Origin of the sequence: Pigmentiphaga kullae, from assembly GCF_004216695.1 — a bacterium.
GTDB classification, from domain to species: domain Bacteria; phylum Pseudomonadota; class Gammaproteobacteria; order Burkholderiales; family Burkholderiaceae_B; genus Pigmentiphaga; species Pigmentiphaga kullae.
The window spans coordinates 1,316,033-1,334,139 of sequence record NZ_SGXC01000001.1; the positions used below are offsets into that span (position 1 = coordinate 1,316,033).

Annotated in this window: 21 protein-coding genes; 2 read left to right on the top strand and 19 right to left on the bottom strand. The window is 66.9% G+C overall.

What is annotated here, in order from left to right:
- Positions 1–6: 6 nt before the first annotated feature.
- The 10 genes from EV675_RS06465 to EV675_RS06510 all read right to left on the bottom strand — a co-directional run bounded on the left by EV675_RS06465 (position 7) and on the right by EV675_RS06510 (position 9,209).
- Positions 7–681, bottom strand: coding sequence for an amino acid ABC transporter permease (locus EV675_RS06465; protein WP_130356502.1), 675 nt, complete (start codon positions 679–681; stop codon positions 7–9).
- Positions 682–1,401, bottom strand: coding sequence for an amino acid ABC transporter ATP-binding protein (locus EV675_RS06470; protein ID WP_130356503.1), 720 nt, complete (start codon positions 1,399–1,401; stop codon positions 682–684). It lies immediately after the preceding gene.
- Positions 1,402–1,410: 9 nt separating this feature from the next.
- A complete protein-coding gene (locus tag EV675_RS06475) occupies positions 1,411–2,064 on the bottom strand; it encodes an amino acid ABC transporter permease (RefSeq protein WP_130356504.1) in 654 nt (217 codons plus the stop codon).
- A 144-nt stretch (positions 2,065–2,208) separates the two neighbouring features.
- Positions 2,209–2,949, bottom strand: a complete 741-nt coding sequence (locus tag EV675_RS06480; protein ID WP_130356505.1) for a transporter substrate-binding domain-containing protein — start codon at positions 2,947–2,949, stop codon at positions 2,209–2,211.
- 97 nt (positions 2,950–3,046) lie between these two features.
- Positions 3,047–3,448, bottom strand: coding sequence for a type II toxin-antitoxin system MqsA family antitoxin (locus EV675_RS06485; protein ID WP_130356506.1), 402 nt, complete (start codon positions 3,446–3,448; stop codon positions 3,047–3,049).
- A 2-nt stretch (positions 3,449–3,450) separates the two neighbouring features.
- Complete coding sequence (locus tag EV675_RS06490) at positions 3,451–3,747, bottom strand: type II toxin-antitoxin system MqsR family toxin (protein WP_130356507.1); 297 nt, start codon at positions 3,745–3,747, stop codon at positions 3,451–3,453.
- Between the two features lie 248 nt (positions 3,748–3,995).
- Positions 3,996–5,318, bottom strand: coding sequence for an HmuY family protein (locus EV675_RS06495; RefSeq protein ID WP_130356508.1), 1,323 nt, complete (start codon positions 5,316–5,318; stop codon positions 3,996–3,998).
- Positions 5,319–5,342: 24 nt separating this feature from the next.
- A complete protein-coding gene (locus EV675_RS06500; protein ID WP_130356509.1) occupies positions 5,343–7,394 on the bottom strand; it encodes a TonB-dependent receptor plug domain-containing protein in 2,052 nt (683 codons plus the stop codon).
- 175 nt (positions 7,395–7,569) lie between these two features.
- Positions 7,570–8,538: a Bug family tripartite tricarboxylate transporter substrate binding protein gene (locus EV675_RS06505; RefSeq protein WP_130356510.1), complete on the bottom strand. Its 969-nt coding sequence runs from the start codon at positions 8,536–8,538 to the stop codon at positions 7,570–7,572.
- A gap of 38 nt (positions 8,539–8,576) precedes the next feature.
- On the bottom strand, positions 8,577–9,209 hold the full coding sequence (locus EV675_RS06510) for an RraA family protein (RefSeq protein ID WP_130356511.1): 633 nt from the start codon (positions 9,207–9,209) through the stop codon (positions 8,577–8,579).
- A 130-nt stretch (positions 9,210–9,339) separates the two neighbouring features.
- On the opposite strand from EV675_RS06510, the gene EV675_RS06515 reads away from it, so the two are divergent.
- Positions 9,340–10,050: an IclR family transcriptional regulator gene (locus EV675_RS06515; RefSeq protein ID WP_130356512.1), complete on the top strand. Its 711-nt coding sequence runs from the start codon at positions 9,340–9,342 to the stop codon at positions 10,048–10,050.
- Positions 10,047–11,123: a LysR family transcriptional regulator gene (locus EV675_RS06520; protein ID WP_165404463.1), complete on the top strand. Its 1,077-nt coding sequence runs from the start codon at positions 10,047–10,049 to the stop codon at positions 11,121–11,123. Before EV675_RS06515 ends, EV675_RS06520 begins: the two co-directional genes overlap by 4 nt.
- Here the strand turns inward: EV675_RS06520 and EV675_RS06525 are convergent.
- The 9 genes from EV675_RS06525 to gatB all read right to left on the bottom strand — a co-directional run bounded on the left by EV675_RS06525 (position 11,062) and on the right by gatB (position 18,104).
- A complete protein-coding gene (locus EV675_RS06525) occupies positions 11,062–11,973 on the bottom strand; it encodes a fumarylacetoacetate hydrolase family protein (protein ID WP_130356514.1) in 912 nt (303 codons plus the stop codon). The two genes, EV675_RS06520 and EV675_RS06525, sit on opposite strands and share 62 nt — an antisense overlap.
- 25 nt (positions 11,974–11,998) lie before the next feature.
- Positions 11,999–12,961 (bottom strand): tripartite tricarboxylate transporter substrate-binding protein, encoded by a 963-nt coding sequence (locus tag EV675_RS06530; protein WP_130356515.1) that lies wholly within the window; start codon positions 12,959–12,961, stop codon positions 11,999–12,001.
- A gap of 32 nt (positions 12,962–12,993) precedes the next feature.
- A complete protein-coding gene (locus EV675_RS06535; protein WP_124687370.1) occupies positions 12,994–13,347 on the bottom strand; it encodes a RidA family protein in 354 nt (117 codons plus the stop codon).
- A 104-nt stretch (positions 13,348–13,451) separates the two neighbouring features.
- Complete coding sequence (locus EV675_RS06540) at positions 13,452–14,360, bottom strand: LysR family transcriptional regulator (RefSeq protein ID WP_130356516.1); 909 nt, start codon at positions 14,358–14,360, stop codon at positions 13,452–13,454.
- Positions 14,361–14,385: 25 nt separating this feature from the next.
- The gene (locus EV675_RS06545; protein ID WP_130356517.1) at positions 14,386–15,159 is read right to left on the bottom strand and encodes an SDR family oxidoreductase; all 774 of its coding nucleotides are present in this window, start codon (positions 15,157–15,159) and stop codon (positions 14,386–14,388) included.
- Positions 15,160–15,296: 137 nt separating this feature from the next.
- Positions 15,297–15,713, bottom strand: coding sequence for a type II toxin-antitoxin system VapC family toxin (locus EV675_RS06550; RefSeq protein ID WP_130356518.1), 417 nt, complete (start codon positions 15,711–15,713; stop codon positions 15,297–15,299).
- Entirely contained in the window at positions 15,710–15,967 is a 258-nt protein-coding gene (locus tag EV675_RS06555) for a FitA-like ribbon-helix-helix domain-containing protein (RefSeq protein WP_130357930.1), read from the bottom strand. Before EV675_RS06555 ends, EV675_RS06550 begins: the two co-directional genes overlap by 4 nt.
- Positions 15,968–16,035: 68 nt before the next feature.
- Complete coding sequence (locus EV675_RS06560; RefSeq protein ID WP_130356519.1) at positions 16,036–16,641, bottom strand: histidine phosphatase family protein; 606 nt, start codon at positions 16,639–16,641, stop codon at positions 16,036–16,038.
- A gap of 8 nt (positions 16,642–16,649) precedes the next feature.
- Positions 16,650–18,104, bottom strand: coding sequence for an Asp-tRNA(Asn)/Glu-tRNA(Gln) amidotransferase subunit GatB (gene gatB / locus EV675_RS06565; RefSeq protein WP_130356520.1), 1,455 nt, complete (start codon positions 18,102–18,104; stop codon positions 16,650–16,652).
- Positions 18,105–18,107: the final 3 nt, after the last annotated feature.

Below are 18,107 nucleotides of genomic sequence, written 5' to 3' on the forward strand. Positions count from 1 at the left end.
GGAGGGTCAGCGCCGCGTCCCCGGCAGGATCAGCCGCCGCTCCAACTGGCGCGCGGCCAGCACGATCACCGATACCAGCGCCAGGTAGACCAGTCCGGCCAGCACATAGGCCTTGAAGAACTGGAAGTTGCGGATCGCCATGTCCTGGATCTGGGCGAAGAACTCGGTGTACTGGATCAGGAAGGCCACCGAGCTGTCCTTCAGGTTCAGGATCACCTGGTTGGACAGCGCGGGAATCGACAGCCGCAGCACCTGCGGCAACGTGATCAGGCGGAAGATCTGCGGCGCCGAGAATCCCTGCGCCCGCGCCGCTTCCAGTTCGTCCCGGTCCAGCCCGCGATACGCCGTGGCCAGATAGCGCGCGTTGTAGGCCGCCACGTTCATCGTGAAGCCGATGATCGCCACGGTTAGCGGCGAGGGGCGCAGCCCCCATTGCGGCAGGCCGTAGTACATCAGGAAGAGCAGGGCGATCAGCGGCGTGCCGATGAAGAACGAGATGTAGCCCTCGGTCAGGCGGCGGCACAGGCGGCTGGGGCTCAGCGTCAGGTAGAACACCAGGATGCCGCCGAGCAGACCTGTCACCGTGATGACACCGGCCAGCAGCAGCGTGTGTTCCAGGCCGAGCAGGATCTGCGGCCCGAATTCCGCGACTTGCCCGAGGAAGGTCAGCAGGCCGTCCATTCAGTTGAAGAACGCGCGGATGCGCGGGTCGGCGTGGTCGCCGAACAGTTCCGACGCTTCGCCCTCGGCCAGGATCTGGCCCTGGTCCAGGAACAGCACGCGTCCCTGGACCGCACGCGCCAGCGCCAGGTCATGGGTCACGCACAGCATCGATACCTTGTCCCGGCGCAACTGGTTGATGACGTTGATGATCTCGCGCGACATGACCGGATCCAGCGCCGAAGTGGGCTCGTCGAAGAACAGCACCGCCGGGTCCATCGCCAGCGCCCGCGCGATGGCCACCCGCTGTTTCTGTCCGCCCGAGAGCTGCGACGGATACTTCTGCGCGTGCTCGGCCAGGTTCATGCGGCCCAGTTCGTGCATGGCCCGTTCGTTGGCGGCGGCGGTCGCCATGCCGCGCAGCTTGCGCAGGCCCAGCGTCACGTTCTCCAGCGCGCTCAGGTGGCGGTACAGGGCGAAGTTCTGGAACACGAAGCCGATGCGCTGGCGCAGCGCCCGCACGTCGGTATCCGGCCGCATGACGTCCTCGCCCCGGAAGATGATCTGTCCGGAAGTGGGCGTGACCAGCCGGTTCAGGCAGCGCAGCAGGGTGGACTTGCCGCAGCCCGAGGGGCCCATCACCACCTTGAGTTCGCCTTCCTCCAGGTCCAGGTCGATGCCGTTGAGCACCGTCCGGCCGTCGTAGGCCATTTTCAGATCGCGGACTGTCAGTAGCGCCATGGCCGTTTCTCAATGCTCCGTCAGGCCCGGCACGCGGCAGCGCTTCTCCAGCGCCCAGATCGCCGTCACCAGTATCTTGTAGATCGCGAAGTACACCAGGCCCACGGCGAAATAGATCTCCACGCCGCGCAGCGTGGCGGCCGACAGCGCCATGGCCTGTTTCATGACTTCGGGGATGCCCACCGTGTAGCCGAAGGGCGAGTACTTCAGCACGGTGGTGAATTCGTTGACCATGCCCGGCACCGAGAACCGCAGCATCTGCGGCAGCTCGATGTAGGCGAAGATCTGCACCCGGCTCATGCCCATCGCCTCGGCCGCCAGCACCTCGCTGGCCTCGACCGAATCCAGCGCGCCGCGGAACACCTCGCCCAGATAGGCGCCGGTGATCAGCCCCAGGCTCAGCATCATCGACACCAGCGGCGGCACGCCGACGCCGATGGTGGGCAGCCCGAAGAACACGATGAACAGCAGCACCAGCACCGGAATGCCGCGGAAGACGTAGGTGAATACCCCAAGCAGGACATCCAGCCACCGCCACCCCAGCCTACCCAGGATCGCGATGGCCAGCCCGACGATCACGCCGGTGGCGCTGCAAGCCAGCGTCACCAGGACCGTATATCCAACCCCCGTCCCCAGCAGCCCGAATATCCGCGCGATATCCATCGCGCTATACCGTACCTATGGGGTAAAGCTCCACCGCACCAACCCAAGACAGCGGCACTAGACCCAGGATGCGGTGGATCCGGCTCCGCCGGTCCACCCGCATCGCCCCCTGGGGGGCGCCCGAAGGGCGTACGGGGGGGACGACTATTGCATCCATTTGTTGATGATGGCCTGCACGCCTTCGGGCTTCAGTTCGTTCGCCATGTAGTTGTCGAAGTCCTCGCGCAGCTTGGAGCCTTTGGGGAAGGCGAAGCCGAAGCGGTCGAAGCCGGTGAAGACGTAGCTGTCCTGGATGGGCAGCTTCTTGCGGTAGACCGAAGCCACGGTGCCGTCCAGGAAGGCGAGGTCCAGGTTGCCGTTCTGCAGGTCGGACAGCACCTCGTTATAGGACGGGTACATCTTGACCTTGTCGAGCGTGTAGACCCCCTTGGGCGTCAGGTCGTTCTTGATGAAGTCGCTGTAGGCCATGCCGCGCGGATAGCCGACGCTGTACTTCTTCATCTCGGCCAGGTCGTCGAACTTGATGTTGCGGCTCTTCAGGCTGACCAGGTTCCAGGTGTTCTCCATGTAGGGCTTGGAGAAATCCATGACCTCTTCGCGCTGCTTGGTGATGGAGATGCCGGAGAACGCCACGTCGGCCTGCTTGCTGACCACCGCGCCCAACATGCCCTGCCAGTCGTAGGCCGTGATCTTGAGCTTGCAGCCACGGGCCTTGCAGTAGCTCTCGAAGATATCCAGGTCCAGGCCCTTGGTGGTGCCGTTTTCCTCGAACAGGTTGGGCGGGGAGGCAGGCGATACCGCCACCTTGATTTCCTTGTCGCCGCTTTTTTCAGAGCAGGCAGCCAATAGCAGAACGACGCTCAGCAGGCCGATGAGCTTGCGCATGAGGGTTTCTCCGGTGGGTGGGAGGGTGGGGAGAGGGCTTGCGACGGCGCGGGAAATATTATCAGACGGGCGGTCGGCTGGGGGGCTATTCGGCTTCCTAAACGGCCCTGACCTCGTCCAGCAACTCGGGATGGCGGTTCAGTACCTTGAGCAGTTTGATCAGCGCCAGCGGAGGTTTGGTCTTGCCGGTCTCGTAGCGCAAGAAAGCGTTGACGCCGCCGCCGAAAATCTCGGCTGCTTCGCGTTGGTCAAGCGCCAGCTTCTTGCGCACGTTGGCTATGAAATCGGGATCAACCCACTTTGCATTGACCTGGCGATTGAACGTCAACATGGCTGCGCTCACGCGTTCCGATTCGACGGAATCAAGCACGCTCTCCCCGCAGGCTGGACAATAGTCGCCACTTACAGCCGGGATGGAAGTGATTTCTCCCTTGTAGCTGTATGAAAGGTCGCGGGTGTCATGTACCAGCTTGGCCGCTGCGCAAATGGGGCATCGCATGATCACAGTTCCTTGAAGGACACAATGAGAACGTCCTGAATGATCGTCAATTTCAGGTAGACCTGACCAACCGCCGTCTTGGGCCGGTAAACGTCTTGCCAGATGCGATGGTTGGCATGTGTAGTCATGCTTTTATGGAAATCCTGGGGCGTCAGTGCCGTGATTACATTGATTATTCCGTCGAAGTCCAGGCCCAGCGAGGCACCACCCGCGAGTGCCGAGGCTGTTGCCCGAACCTGCCCTGCTTGGATTAGCGCTCTGACCCAAGACAGCTTGCAATGAGGGGTTCTCTTTTCCACAAGAATTTTAACCTAGAAGGTTATTGATGGAGGCCGGGGTGATCGCCGGGCTCTGCCGCTTCGAGGCGCTGGCGTGGCTCGATAGGCTTTGCAGTCTCTACGGAAAAGAGAGAGGTATCTTGACGGCTGGACTCGTTCTTCCTATGCCAAGAATGTCATGTTGAATTTCACGTGCATGGCGCTTTCGCGACGAAAAAAAACCGCTGTCCCGTGGGACAGCGGTGAAGGTACAACCGCTCCAAAATTAATCAGTCGGCGGCTGGCTGGAGATCGTAGGCGAAGGTCCACGTCTGGGTGCTGTTGGCGTCCTGGGGATCGGCGTAGCTGATGCCGGTCAGGTGCAGGCGCGTGTAGCTGCCGCCTTCGCCGTTGCGGATCAGGGTGCCGTTGGCCGGGTTGGCGCTGATGATGTGGGCGACTTCGGGCAGCCCGGCGTTCTTGGCGGCGGCCGCGGTGGGGTAGTAGGTGTACCAGCCATAGCTCAGCGGATTGGGGTAGGAGCCTTGCACGGCGGGGTTCAGTGCCGACGAGTTGCTGTCCTTGACCCACGCGGAGGTCCGGGCCGGGGTGGCCAGGTCGGCGGCGGTCAGTTCGGCTTCGGTGTCCGAGATGCTGGTCGTGCTGGTGAACTTGGCGGCAATGGGCTTGCCGGTGGAGTCGTAGAAGCCGGCCGGGGTCTTGCCGAGGAAGCCGGCGACGGTACCGGTGCCCGAGGATCCGCCGTTCAGCTTGACGTTGTAGCGGTTGAAGGCGATGTGCCATGCGCCGCTCTCGTCCACGGTACGTTTGTTGACCAGGTCGTAGTAGACCCAGCCGCTGGTGGCGTCGACCGTGGCGGTCTGGATGACGGGGGCGGCTGTCCGGGTGACCCAGCGGAACGAGATGTGGCCGGAGGTCGTGCCGCCCGGGCCGCCATAGTAGCCGGTGACCTGCAGGGCGAACACGCCATCGCCGGTGGTGACCGGCGTGGTGGTCGATCCGACCACCGCGGCGCTGTTGGCGGTGATCAGGAAGACGCGGAAGTTGGGGTAGAGACTGTGGTCGGTGGAGCTGCCGGTCACCCCGTATTCGAACGCGGCGGCGCGGATGTCGTTGGTGCCGGTGAACACGCTGGCCGCGGCATCCGCGGCGTAGACGGTGGCGGGAAGGGCCGCGCCGCTGGCGGGGTCCGTCGTGGCGCTTTGATAGGTCTTCAGTTCGGTCCAGGTGTGTTCGAACGGTCCGCCGAAGGCGCCGCCCGATCCGGTTCCGCTGGTGCCGCTGTTGGTCCACAGCGTGCCGGTCAGGCCGCTGCTGGTCAGTTTCAGGTCCCAGGTATTGCCGGAGCAGCTGGCGACGGCCGCCTTGGTGTCGAAGTCATAGCAGACCGAGGCGCCGGCCGCGGGCAGCGTGAATGTCCATTCGCCGCTTTGCGTGAACTTGTTGGTGGGCGTGGGCGTCGTGCCGCCGCCGTCCCCGCCGCCATTGTTGCCGCCGCCCCCGGTGCTGCCGCCATCGCTACCGCCGCCGCAGCCCGCGAGCGCCAGGGCGGCGCACAGGGCGCCGAGCGTGAACAAGGATCTGGATTGCATGATGGGTTCCCCCCTAGGAAAAGGTTATTGGGTCGAGCCGAAGGCGTAGCGCGCCCCGACGTAGACGAAGCGGCCTCGCAGCGGGCCGAAATCGGTTGGGTTGGAGAAGTCGCGCTGGCGGTCGAACAGGTTGTTGATGCCGGCGAACAGCGTGAGCTGGCGGCCGATCTTCTGGTTGACCATCAGGTCCAGCGTGGTCCAGCCCGGCGAGCGGCCGCCGCCGCCCGAGCCGCCGTTGGACTGCGCGACGTCGTCGGACGAGATCAGTTCGCTGCTCTGGATGCGGGTGCGCACGGATACCGTGGTGTCGGGCAGGGCGCGCCAGTCGGCGCCGATACGGCCGATGTGGCGCGGCCGCCGGGTCAGTTCGCCGCCGGTGTCCAGGTTCTTGGCGTCGGTGAAGGTGTAGCCGACGTTCAGCGCCAGGGCGGGCGTGGCCTGCCAGCGCAGGCCGGTCTCGATGCCCTGGGTGCGGGCGCGCGCGATGTTGCGGTAGGTGTAGGCCGTGACGCCATCGATGATGGTGGTGTTGCTCATGTCCGTCTGGATCAGGTCCTTCACCCGGTTCATGAAGGCATTGACCTCGAACGTGACGTCCTGGCGGAAGGTCAGGGTGCCGCCCAGCTGGAAGCTGTTGGACGCCTCGGGCTTCAGGTCGGGATTGCCCAGCACCATGTAGCCCAGGGCGCTGTGGTCGAACAGGTAGTAGCGTTCCTTCAGGTTGGGCACGCGATAGCCCTGGCCGAAACTTGCCCGCAGCACACCGCTCCAGTCCTGGGTGTTGAGCAGCTTGCCGCGCAGGCTGGCCTTGGGCGCGAAGTGGCCGCCGAAGTCGGAGTCGTCCTGGTAGCGGGCGCCCAGCAGCAGTTCCCAGGTGTCGTTGAAGATGATGTCGTTCTGGGCGAAGACTTCCTTGCTGGAACGGTCGACCGAGCCGCTGCGCACGAATTCGGAAACGCCGTTGTTGTCCTGCCTGAGGTCTTCGTAGTGGTAGTCGGCGCCGAATTGCCACAATTGGTTGCGCCAGGCCGGCAGGTCCACCTGCGCGGTCAGGTGCCCCATTTCCTGCCTGGCGTTGCGGCGCGTGGTCGGGAATTCGTTGGAGTAGGCCTGGGAAGTGCTGTCGTAGCGTTCCCCCACGCCCTTCAATTGCAGCCGGGTGCCGTTGCCCAGTTCCCACTGGCCGCCGCCGGTGATGCGCTTGCGCTCGATGGTTTCGGTCTTGCGCTGCGGCAGCAGGTTGGGCGGCACGAAGGTGGTGTAGCGCTGGGTGTCGTCCTCGCGGTAGACGCTGCCGTCCACGAAGTAGCGCTGGCGGGCGCCGGGCAGCCAGTCCACGCGCGCCGAATACTGCTGGCGGCGGATCTCGTCGCCCTGGCGGCTCCAGGCGTCGGGGTTGATGCCGAAGCCGTCGTCGTCCAGCACGTCGGCCGCGATGCGGCCGCGCAGTTGTTCGTTGCCGCCCTGGATGGAGAACTGGCCGTGCCGGTTGGCCGGCCGCCACGAACCGCCCTTGCTGTTCTGGCTGCCGTAGCTGCCGGCGTCCAGCGTGGCCGTGCCCGACAGGCCGGGCTGCGCGGGGCGGGTGATGACGTTGATGACGCCGCCCATGGCCGAGCTGCCGTATTGCGCCGAGGTGGCGCCCTTGACCACCTCGATGTGGTCGACGTCGGTCAGCAGGTACTGGCTCAGGTCCACCGTGGAGCCGGTGCTGGCCGAGATCGGCAGGCCGTCGATCAGCACCAGCACCTGGTCGCTGCTCAGGCCCTGCAGCGACAACTCGTAGCCCGACTTGCCGTGGATCTCCCGCAACTGCAGGCCGGGGATGTTCTCCAGCGCCTGGGTCAGCGTACGGGCGTGGGTGCGCTCGATTTCCTCGCGGGTGACGACTTCGGTGCGGATGGGGGTGTCGTCCAGCGTCTTTTCGGTGCGGGTGCCGGTGACGACGACAGGTTCCAGGGTGTGGGCCTCCTGCGCCACGGCGACGGCGGCCGTGGCCAGGGGAGCGCTCAGCGCGAGATGGAGCGCCCGGCGCAGGCGGGACGGCGTGGAGCGTGGGGAGGACGGACGGGACATGAAACCAACCGGGCCGCTAGGGCGTAGACGAACGAAGCCGAGATTCTTGAGCAAATACGGATTTTAATCAAGATTAATTCTCACTATCATTTATGTTTTGATTTAAAAAAGAGGGCAAAAAAACGCCCGGAACCGGGCAAGCCGGTCGCGGGCGTCGGGGGGAAGCCGGGGGAGCTCAGTCGATCTTCAGGTTCTCTTCCTTGATCAGCCGGCCCCATTTCTCGGTGTCCTGCTTGGTGCGGGCGTCCAGTTCGGCAGGAGTGCTGGCGATCAGGTCCACGCTCTGTTCCCGCATGCGGGCGACCAGCGCGGGGTCGGTCAGCGTCTTGCGCAGTTCGGCATTGAGCTTGTCGATGACGGGCTGCGGCGTGCCCGTGGGCGCGTACAGGCCGTACCAGGTGGTGTATTCCATGCCGGGCAGCGTGGCCGAGATCAATGGCAGGCTGGCGGTGTCCGACGCCTTGCTGGGAGCCGTCAGCCCCAGCGCCCGGATCGAACCCTTGTCGATCAGCGCCTTCAGCGACGGCATGCTGCTGAACAGGGCCTGGACCTCGCCCGAGGCCAGGTCCACCATGACCTGCGAGGTGCCCTTGTAGGGGATGTGCTCGATCTGGGTGCGGCTCAGCGCCTTGAAGAGTTCCATGCCCAGGTGCGCCACGCCCCCGGTGCCGGCCGAGCCGAAGTTCACCTTGCCGGGATGCCGGCGGGCGTAGTCGATCAGTTCCTGCACGTTGGTGACGGGAATCTTCGTCGTCGCCACCAGCACGTGGGGGCTGCTGGACACCATGCCGACCGGCACCAGGCGCTTCATCGCCTCGGCGCTGCTGCGCATGGTCAGGGGCTGGATGGTGACGTTGCCCGAGGCCGCCATCAGCAGCGTATAGCCGTCGGGGGCCGCGCGGCCGACGGCGTTCATGGCCGGGACGCCGTGGCCGCCGCCCATGTTTTCCACCACGATGGTCTGGCCCAGTTGCTGGCCGAGTCTGGTCGCGACTTCGCGCGCGACCACGTCGGCCGGGCCGCCCGCGGCGAACGGCACGACGAAGCGCAGGGACTTGGCGGGATAGGATTGCGCGCCGGCGGTGGGCGCGGCGCACAGGGCCAGGGCCGCGAGGGCGCCGGCCAGGAGGGGGCGTCGATACATGAGTCGTCTCCGTTTCGTTATCGGGTAGGGGCGCGGCGCTAGCGGGCGCCCACGGCGATGGCGGCGCGGGCCAGGTCCGCGTCCAGCCAGGCGGGCTTGAGCTCGCCCCGGGCGATGGCGGCCATGCGTTCCTGCTCGCGCAGGTACTTCGCGTGCGCGGCGGCCAGCAGTTCGTCCCTGCGTTCCAGCGGCACGACCACGACGCCGTCGCAGTCGCCGTGGATCCAGTCGCCCGCGCGCACGGGGGCGCCCGCGCAGACGATGGGATGCAGCACGCTGCCGTCGCCCTTCTTCGAGGGGCCGGCCGGGTGCGTTCCCGCCGCGAAGACGGGCAGGCCCAGTTCGACCAGCTCCAGGCTGTCGCGGATCGCGCCGTCGATGACCACGCCGGCCAGGCCAGTGGCCTTGGACTGGGTGGTCATGATGCCGCCCATGACGGCGCGTTCCAGGTAGGCCTGGGCATCGACCACCAGCACCTCGCCGGCCCGGGCCAGGGTCAGCGCATGGTGGATGGCGAGGTTGTCTCCCGGGGGGACGGACACCGGCAGCGCCGGTCCCCAGAGCCGCCAGGCCGGGTCCAGCGGCTTGATGCGCGCGGACAGCGCGTAAGCGCCGACGTCGGCCAGCAGGGAAGAGGCGAGCCAGTCGGGATGATCGGGGGCGGATGTCATGCGGGCTCCTGGAAGGGGGCGGCGGCACGGGCCGGACCGCTCGATGGGACTTTAATCCATACAATTTCGTTGTACTCTATACAACGATCTTGCAGGCAACGATGTCCGTCCCGCATTCAAGGAAAGCCGCATGAGCAACGAAGGCGTGACCGCCGTGGAGCGGGCCATGGCCGTCCTGGACTGTTTCCGGCTGGACGCCGACCGTCTCAGCCTGGCCGACTTCGCCGCCCGCCTGCCGCTGCACAAGACCACCATCTACCGGCTGCTCAATTCGCTGGTGCGCACGCGCTACGTGGTGCGCCACGCCGACGGCCGCTATTCGCTGGGGCCGCGGGTGCTGTACCTGGGCCGGGTGTGCGAGCGCAGTTTCCGCCTGGCCGACGTGGTCGTGCCGCGGTTGCGCGAGCTGTCGCGGCTGAGCGGGGAAACCGCGTCCTACTACGTGGCCAGCGAAGGCCAGCGCCTGTGCCTGTTCCGCATCCAGCCCAACGAAGGCATGCACGACCAGCTCACCGCCGGCAGCCTGCTGCCTTTCGACGGCAGCGCCACCGGGCAGGTCTTCCACGTCTGGGTCGTGGGCGATCGGCGGATCGCGCTGCCCGAGGACCTGCCCACGCATTCGAGCGGCCTCTACCACCAGTTCGTCACGTCCTGGTCGGTGCCGGTGTTCGGCGACCAGGACGCGTTCGCGGGGGCGCTGACGCTGTCCGGCCTGGCGCAGCGGGTGGAGCCGAACGGGGCGGGCCACCGGGCCCTGCTGATGGAGCATGGCCGGATGCTGTCGGCGGCGCTGGGCGCGTCGGAGTCATGGTGCGACACCGTGTACGGGGAAGAGTCATGACCGCGCCCGCCGATCCGCGAGCGGGGGACAAGGGGAGCAACATGGACATCCGGCTGGACAACCGCGTGCGGGGCCGGCTGCGGCTGCGGCACCTGGAACTGCTCGACGTGCTGGACAACACCGGCAGCATCCACAAGGCCGCGGCGCGGCTCAGCATGACGCAGCCCGCCGCCAGCAAGCTGCTGCGCGATGCCGAGGACATCTACGGCACGCAGCTGTTCATGCGTTCGTCCAGCGGCCTGCGGCCCACGCCGGGCGGCGACGCGGCCATACGGTGGGCCCGCAGCATCCTGCGCAGCGTGGGCGATTCCCTGACCGAGGTCCAGTTGATACGCGAGGGCGCGCACGGGCGCGTGCGGGTGGGCGTGTTTCCGGCGGCGGTGTCGGTGTTGCTGGGCACGGCGCTGGACCGGCTGCATGCCCGCTGGCCGGACGTGGTGGTGCTGGCCACCGAAGGCAGCAACGAGGTGCTGCTGCCCGCGCTGGCGCGGCAGGAGCTGGACGTGGTGCTGGGCCGCCTGACCGCGGCCACCCAGGACCCGGCCTTCGAGAGCGAGCTGCTGTATGACGAACCCGTCTGCGTGGTCGTGCGCAGCGGCCATCCCTGGGCGCGCCGGCGGCGGCTGGACCTGTCCGAGCTGGCCGCCTCGCAATGGATTCTGCCCACCGAGTTCGCGCCCATGCGGCCCCAGTTCGAGCAGATGTTCGTGAAGGCCGGCGTGGCCGTGCCCCGGCCGCGCGTAGAGACCGCCTCGCTGCTGCTCAGCCAGGCCGTGATCCAGAAGTCGGACATGCTGGCCGTGGTGCCGGGGCGCGTGGCCACCCATTACCGCGACCAGGGGCTGTTCGCCATCCTGCCGTTCGCCCTGCCGCTGACCATCCCGCCCGTGGGCGTCATCACCCATGCCCATCGTCCGGTCTCGCCGGCGGTTGGCCATTTCCTGGACGTGGTGCACGAGATCGCGGGGCTGGAGGCGCGGGCTCGGGAAGCCGGCGCCCGCCCGCGTCCCGTCAGTCCGGCGGCGGCTGGATCTCCACCCGCAGGGCGCCGAGGGACTCGATCCGCGCGCTGACCACGTCGCCCGCGGCTAGAAAGCTGCGGCGCGCGGCGCCCACCCCGGCGGGGGTGCCGGTCAGCACCACGTCGCCGGGCTCCAGCGTCATGATGCGGGACAGCGTCGCCAGTTGTTCGCCGATGTCGAAGATCATGCCCGAGGTGCGCGCGTCCTGCCGTACCTCGCCATTGACGTCCAGGCGCATGGCCAAGTCGTGCGGGTCGGGAACGAAGGCGGCCGGCACCAGCGGGCCGAGCGGACAACTGGTGTCGTGCGCCTTGCCCGCGACCCAGTCGAATTTGTAGAAGGTCTCGGGCGCGCGGTTCAGGTCGCGCGCGGAAAAGTCGATCGCCACGCAATAGGCCGCGACGTGCTCGCGCCAGTCCTGGGCCGCGATGGCGCGGGCCTCGCGGCCGATCACCAGCGCCAGTTCGATCTCCCAGTCGAAGGATTGGCAGCCGCGCGGGATGCGCACGGTGGCGCCGGGTCCCACCACCGCCTGCCGCGCGGGCTTGAAGAAAAAGAACAACCGCTGCGCGGACTTGTCGTGCGCGTCGGGCACCTTCATCTCGGCCAGGTGGTCGTAGTAGTTGGCGCCGGCGCACAGGACCTTGCCGGGATATTGCAGCGGCGCCAGCTCGGGGGCGTCGGCCGGCACGGCCAGCGCATGCAGCTCGCGTTCGGCGGCTGCGATGCGCGCCAGCCCCGGCTGGTGGGCGGCCCAGTTGCGGAACAGGTCGGCCAGGGCATCCGGCATCGTGTCCAGCCCCAGCACCCGGGCCGATGCCGCGATCGGATAGCAGCCCCGGGCGGTCTGCAAACAGCCGGTCGGCACGCCATGCACCGAACGGGTCGTCAATGAAAACATCGTTGCTTCCTTGGCGTAGGGGGAATCAGTCTGCACTGAAACCCGAGGCTTGCACGGCTTGGCGCCATTGTTCGAGTTCACGGCGGCCTTGCTCGTCCAGTTGCCGGGGCGTGCTGTCCACCGGCGTCATGCCCATCTGGGCCAGCTTCGCTCGCACGTCGGGCTCCTTCAAGGCGCGGACGATGGCCGCATTGAGCTGGGCGATGCGGGCATCCGGCGTGCGCGCCGGCGCGTAGATGCCGCCCCAGCCCTGGGCCGGGCCCATGCGCAGGCCCAGTTCCGCCGCCGTGGGCACGTCCGGCAGTTCCGCCGCCCGCTGCGAGCCGAAGGTGGCCAGGATGCGGACCTTGCCGGCCTGCTGCAGGTTCAGCATCTCGCCTATGTTCAGGATCGCGGCCGGGATCTGCGCGCCGACCAGCGCGGTGATGACCTCGGCGGCGCCCTTGTAGCCGATGTGTTCCATCCGGATGCCGGTGGTCTGCGACAGCGAGACGCCCAGGAAATGCTGGATGCTGCCGGCCGACGGCGTGCCGTAGAAGGCCGCCGCCGGATGGGCCTTGGCCCAGGCCAGAAAATCCTGCAGGCTGCGCGCCGGGGACGAGGCCGGCACCGCCAGCCCCAGTTCCCAGGTCGGCAGCTTGGCCACCGGAGCGAGATCGATGAACGGGTCGTAGCCCAGTTGCTTGAACACGTGCGGATACAGGTAGATGGTCGCGCCCGGCGCCACCACCAGCGTATTGCCGTCCGGCGCGGCCGCCTTGACGTGCTGGATGGCCAGCCGCGCCTGCGCGCCCGGGCGGTTCTCGACGATGGCCGGCTGGTTCAGCGAGACGCGCAGCTTGTCCGCCAGCAGGCGCGCGATGATGTCGAAGTTGCCGCCGGCCGGCAGGCCCACCACCAGCTTCAGGGGCTCCTGGGCCTGGGCGGTTGGGGCCGTCACCGCGAACAGCAAGGCGAGCGAGGCTCGCCGGATAAGGGTCGGGATCATGATGCGCCTCGTGTGCCCGGACGGGCGTTGGCCTACAGTTTGCGTGCCGCGGTCACGGCGATCTCGACCTCGTATTCGGGAAAGGCCAGCTTGGCTTCCACGCAGGAGCGCACCGGCTTGTGCCCGGCGATCACCCACTGGTCCCAGATCTCGTTGAGCTTGGGCCATTTCTTGTAGTCGTCGATCCAGACCATGGCGCTCAGGATGTGCTTGCGGTCCAGGCCTATGCCTTCGAGCTGGGCGTCGAGCTTGGCCAGGATCTGGCGCAACTGGCCGTCGAAGTCCTGGGACGGATCGTCCGCGACCTGCCCCGACATATAGACGATGTTGTCGTGGATCACGATCTTGCTCATGTGGGCGTTTTCGTTCAGGCGTTCGATGGTCATGCGCGGCTCCTTGGTGTGTGCCGGCACATTGTGGGCGCGATGCGCGCCGCCGCCGTAATGAAAGAAACTTATCTCCCGAGAACCGGGAAGAATCTCCGGCGCGCTCAGTCGTCCACGTGAGGCCGCATCAGGGCCTCGAACCATTCCACGAACACGCCCAGCCGGCGCGACCGCTGCCGGCGGTGGGGATACAGCAGGGAGACCGGCATGGGCGCGGGCCGCAGCCCGGGCATGACTTCCACCAGTTCGCCGGCATCGAGCAGATGCCGCACGTCGAAGCGCGGGATCTGGATCAGCCCCAGGCCCATCCGGCAGCAGGCGATGTAGTTCTCGGCATTGTTCACCACCACCTGGCTGGGGACGTCCCGGCTCTGCGGTTCGCCGCTGGCGTCCAGGTATTCCCAGGCCGTCTCGCGTCCCGTGGTGGCCGAGGCATAGCCCACGGTCCAATGGCCATCGGCCAGTTCGTCCGGGTGACGGGGCTCGCCATGCTGGCGCAGGTACGCGGGGCTGGCGCAATTGATCAGCGCGATGTCGCCCAGCGGACGCACGACCAGGCTGCTGTCGTGCAGGGCGCCGATGCGCACCGCGCAGTCCACGCCTTCGCGCACGAGGTCGATCGCGCTGTCCCCCGACCGCAGCAGCAATTGCAGGCGGGGATGGCGCTGCAGCAGGCCCGGCAGCGCGGGCACGACCAGGCGCCGCGCGATGCGGCTGGGCACGTCCACCGTCAGCCGTCCGGCCGCCTGCTTCTCGCGTGCGTGGAACAACTGGTCGATGTCCTCGACCTCGGTCAGCAGCGGCCGTATCCGCTCGATCAACTGCTGGCCGTCGGCGGTCAGCGAAACGCGCCGGGTCGTGCGATGCAGCAGGCGCGCCCCGACCTGTTCCTCCAGTTGCCGGACGGCCGCCGACACCGAGGCGCGGGGCAGTTCCAGCGCGTGGGCCGCCTTGATGAAGCTGCCCATCTCCGCCACCTGAACGAAAACGCGATACTGGTCGAAGCGATCCATGGGCCAAGCATAGAGCAGGATGCCGCTACTTGGTGGTGTAGCCGCCGTTGATGAGGATGGTCTGGCCCGTGATCCACCAGCCGTCGCTGACCAGGTGCCGGATGAACGGGACGACGTCCTGGATGTCGGTCAGGCCGGTCTTCGAGAACGGCGACAGGGCCGCCGCGGTCTTGTGGTACGCCACCGCCTCGGCCTGCTCGGCGGGATAGAAGAACGGCGTGTCCATCGGCCCCGGGCCGACCGCGGTCACCGAGATGCCGCGCTGGCCGAATTCCTTGGCCGCCGCGCGGGTGAAGTGCTCCACCGGCGCCTTGGTGCCTTCGTAGGCCGCGTAGAACGGCGTGAACGCGCCCAGCAGCGAGGTCACCAGCGTCACGATCTTGCCGTTGTCGTTCACGTGGCGGCCGGCTTCCTTCAGGAAGAAGAAGGCCGATTTGGCGTTGACCGCCGACATCTCGTCGTATTCGGCCTCGCTGATGTCGACGATGGGCTTCTTCAGCACCTTGCCGACGGTGTTGATGGCGATGTCGGGCCGGCCGGCCACGGCGATGGCTTCGGCGAACAGTTTTTCGACCGCACCGGCCGTCGTCAGGTCTGCCTGCAGGGCGGCAGACTCGGCGCCCGCCGCGCGGACCGCGGCCACGGTGGCCTCGGCATCCGCCCGGGATGCAGGGCTGTTGTAGTGGACGATGACGGCCTTGGCGCCCTGCGCGGCCAGGTCGCGTGCGATCAGTCCGCCAAGATTCTTCGCGCCGCCGGCGATCAGCGCGACCTTGCCGCGTATCGAATGGTCTGTCATGGGAAACCCCTGTGCGATGGAAACGAGGGTTCCAGCTTAGGAGCCTGGGCCGATCCGATCAGCCCCCGGGGACTGGATGGACTATCCAGGAAATCCGGCCAATCGCGGTACACCAGATCGCGGCCGCCATGGCGGCGCTACGTCCAAGGATTGATGACGGTCAGCCCCGCGGCTTCGAAGGGACTGGTGTCGCAGGTGGTGACCGCGAAGCCACGCGCGAGAGCCGAAGCAGCGATGTAGCCATCCGCCTTGCCGATGGCCTTGCCCGCTTTTCGCGCCCCTGTCATCAGGTCGGAGTACGCACGAGATGCATCCAGGTCAAAGGGCAGAACGCGGCCCGAGAATGCTGGCAGGACCTCGTGTTCCAGACGATCGAGATAGATCGTGCGCCGTTTGCCTTGGGGCATGGCGGCAAGGCCGAAGCGTAGTTCAGCGACAGTGACTGCGGACAGATAGAGCGTTTCGATCATCTGCGCGTCGATCCAGGCCAGCACGTTGGGTTCGGGCGCGATCTTCCACAACTCGGAAATGACGTTGGTATCGAGAACAATCATTCGAAATCCATCGGCTTGGCTGGAGTCTTGTCGCGGAGTTGGTTGATGGATTCTGCTTCCGCGTCGGTCAGGCCGCCAGCTTCCCGCGCAATGGAGGTCAGCAGGGAACCGAGTTTCACGCGCCCCTCGGGCTTGGCTGCTTGCTCCAGAATGCTGCGGACTTCGGCTTCTGTGCTGTGGCCATGCATGGCTGCGCGAACCCGAATGGCGCGATGAACCTCCTCGGGAATATTTCGTACGGTGATGGAGCGAATTTTCAAATCCTTAAAATGATGGATTTGAAATCATTTTACCATTTTGATATCAAAACGGCGATGGCACTTTATCCATAGAGTGCCCGGTCGGCGAGATCCACCCGCACGACCTGCCCGTTCTCGATGGGCGATGCCAGATCCGTCTCTCGAAAGCGCCGCATCCAGGGCGGCGTGGCTTCCAGTCCCGATGCGAGCGCGAGCTGGTAGGCATGGAAGAACTGGCCGTGTCCGACCGCGACGATGAAGCCGGGCAGCGTGCGCACGCGTTCGTCGAAGGCGCGCAGCCGGCCCGCGAATTCGGAGAACGATTCGGCGTCGTCGCCGTCGCGATAGCCGGGATCGGCGCGCCGCCAATAGGCGTCGGCCAGCGGCCGGCGCTCGTGCACGGTCAGGCCCGCGCACTTGAGGGCCGACAGGTAGGTGAACTCCTGGATGGGCCAGACCTGCATGGGCGTGCCGGGCCACCGTTCAAGGATGGGCGCGGCGGTTTCCTGCGCGCGCAGGAAGGGAGAGACGATCAGCAGGTCGGGGCGGCGGTCGACCTGGCGGGCGGCAAGCAGGGCCTGTTCGCGGCCCAGCGCCGTCAGCGGGCTGGCGCCCACGTCCGAGGTGGCCGCCCCGGCGTTGGCCGTGCTCTGCCCGTGGCGGATCAGCCAGAGTTCGCCCCGTGCCATGGCGGGCGTCAGGCCAGCTTCTGCTTCAGCAGTTCGTTGACCTGCTGCGGGTTGGCCTTGCCCTTGGCGGCCTTCATCACCTGGCCGACCAGCGAGTTGAAGGCCTTTTCCTTGCCGGCGCGGTACTCGGCCACGATGGCGGGATTGGCCGCCAGCACGTCGTCGATCATCTGGCCGATGGCGCCGGTGTCGCTGATCTGCTTGAGCCCGCGGGCTTCGATGATGGCGTCGGCGTCGCCGCCGTTCTCGCCCTGCCAGATGGCGGCGAACACGTCGCGGGCGATCTTGTTCGAGATCGTGCCGTCGGCGATGCGTACCAGCAGCTTGCCCAGCTGGGCGCTGGAGACGGGGCTGCTGGCGATGTCCTTTTCTTCGCGGTTCAGCGCGGCGGCCAGTTCGCCCATCACCCAGTTGGCGGCCAGCTTGGCCTGGCCGGCGGGCAGGGCCTTGGCGGTGGCCTCGAAGAAGTCGGCGGTGTCGCGGCTGCCGGTGAGCTGGGCGGCATCGTAGGCGGGCAGGCCGTAGTCGGCCTCGAAGCGGGCGCGCTTGGCGCCGGGCAGCTCGGGCATGTCGGCGCGCACGCGCTCGATCCAGTCCGGCGCGATGACCAGCGGCGGCAGGTCGGGGTCCGGGAAGTAGCGGTAGTCGTGCGCGTCTTCCTTGGACCGCATGCTGCGGGTCTCGTCGCGGTCGGGGTCGTACAGGCGGGTTTCCTGCACCACCTTGCCGCCGTCCTCGATCAGTTCGATCTGGCGCCGCACTTCGTACTGGATGGCGCGTTCGAGGAAGCGGAACGAGTTGACGTTCTTGGTCTCGGTGCGGGTGCCGAATTCCTTCTGGCCCACGGGCCGCACCGATACGTTGGCGTCGATGCGGAACGAGCCTTCCTGCATGTTGCCGTCGCAGATGCCCAGCCAGACCACCAGCGCGTGCAGCGCCTTGGCGTAGGCCACGGCTTCCTCGGCCGAGCGCATCTCGGGTTCGGACACCACTTCCAGCAGCGGGGTGCCGGCGCGGTTCAGGTCGATGCCGGTGGATTTTTCGCCGTGGGGGCCGGCGAAGTCGTCGTGCAGCGACTTGCCCGCGTCCTCTTCCAGGTGGGCCCGGGTCAGGTTGATGGTCATTTCCCGCTCGCCCACGAAGAAGGTGAGCGAGCCGCCCTGCACCACCGGGATCTCGTACTGGCTGATCTGGTAGTTCTTGGGCAGGTCGGGATAGAAGTAGTTCTTGCGGGCGAAGATCGAGCGCGGGGCGACGTGCGAGCCCAGCGCCAGGCCCAGCTTGATGGCGCGTTCGACCGCGCCCCGGTTCATGACCGGCAGCGTGCCCGGCAGCGCGAGGTCCACGGCGTTGGCCTGCATGTTGGCCGGGGCCCCGAAGCGGGTGCTGCTGCCCGAGAAGATCTTGGACGACGTGGACAGTTGCACGTGCGTTTCCAGACCGATGACGACTTCCCAGTTCATACG

Excerpts from the sequence above, each read along its gene's own strand:
- EV675_RS06465 (WP_130356502.1), bottom strand. The coding sequence starts at position 681 with ATGGACGGCCTGCTGACCTTCCTCGGGCAAGTCGCGGAATTCGGGCCG.
- EV675_RS06470 (WP_130356503.1), bottom strand. The coding sequence starts at position 1,401 with ATGGCGCTACTGACAGTCCGCGATCTGAAAATGGCCTACGACGGCCGG.
- EV675_RS06475 (WP_130356504.1), bottom strand. The coding sequence starts at position 2,064 with ATGGATATCGCGCGGATATTCGGGCTGCTGGGGACGGGGGTTGGATAT.
- EV675_RS06480 (WP_130356505.1), bottom strand. The coding sequence starts at position 2,949 with ATGCGCAAGCTCATCGGCCTGCTGAGCGTCGTTCTGCTATTGGCTGCC.
- EV675_RS06485 (WP_130356506.1), bottom strand. The coding sequence starts at position 3,448 with ATGCGATGCCCCATTTGCGCAGCGGCCAAGCTGGTACATGACACCCGC.
- EV675_RS06495 (WP_130356508.1), bottom strand. The coding sequence starts at position 5,318 with ATGCAATCCAGATCCTTGTTCACGCTCGGCGCCCTGTGCGCCGCCCTG.
- EV675_RS06500 (WP_130356509.1), bottom strand. The coding sequence starts at position 7,394 with ATGTCCCGTCCGTCCTCCCCACGCTCCACGCCGTCCCGCCTGCGCCGG.
- EV675_RS06505 (WP_130356510.1), bottom strand. The coding sequence starts at position 8,538 with ATGTATCGACGCCCCCTCCTGGCCGGCGCCCTCGCGGCCCTGGCCCTG.
- EV675_RS06510 (WP_130356511.1), bottom strand. The coding sequence starts at position 9,209 with ATGACATCCGCCCCCGATCATCCCGACTGGCTCGCCTCTTCCCTGCTG.
- EV675_RS06515 (WP_130356512.1), top strand. The coding sequence starts at position 9,340 with ATGAGCAACGAAGGCGTGACCGCCGTGGAGCGGGCCATGGCCGTCCTG.
- EV675_RS06520 (WP_165404463.1), top strand. The coding sequence starts at position 10,047 with ATGACCGCGCCCGCCGATCCGCGAGCGGGGGACAAGGGGAGCAACATG.
- EV675_RS06525 (WP_130356514.1), bottom strand. The coding sequence starts at position 11,973 with ATGTTTTCATTGACGACCCGTTCGGTGCATGGCGTGCCGACCGGCTGT.
- EV675_RS06530 (WP_130356515.1), bottom strand. The coding sequence starts at position 12,961 with ATGATCCCGACCCTTATCCGGCGAGCCTCGCTCGCCTTGCTGTTCGCG.
- EV675_RS06535 (WP_124687370.1), bottom strand. The coding sequence starts at position 13,347 with ATGACCATCGAACGCCTGAACGAAAACGCCCACATGAGCAAGATCGTG.
- EV675_RS06540 (WP_130356516.1), bottom strand. The coding sequence starts at position 14,360 with ATGGATCGCTTCGACCAGTATCGCGTTTTCGTTCAGGTGGCGGAGATG.
- EV675_RS06545 (WP_130356517.1), bottom strand. The coding sequence starts at position 15,159 with ATGACAGACCATTCGATACGCGGCAAGGTCGCGCTGATCGCCGGCGGC.
- EV675_RS06550 (WP_130356518.1), bottom strand. The coding sequence starts at position 15,713 with ATGATTGTTCTCGATACCAACGTCATTTCCGAGTTGTGGAAGATCGCG.
- EV675_RS06560 (WP_130356519.1), bottom strand. The coding sequence starts at position 16,641 with ATGGCACGGGGCGAACTCTGGCTGATCCGCCACGGGCAGAGCACGGCC.
- gatB (WP_130356520.1), bottom strand. The coding sequence starts at position 18,104 with ATGAACTGGGAAGTCGTCATCGGTCTGGAAACGCACGTGCAACTGTCC.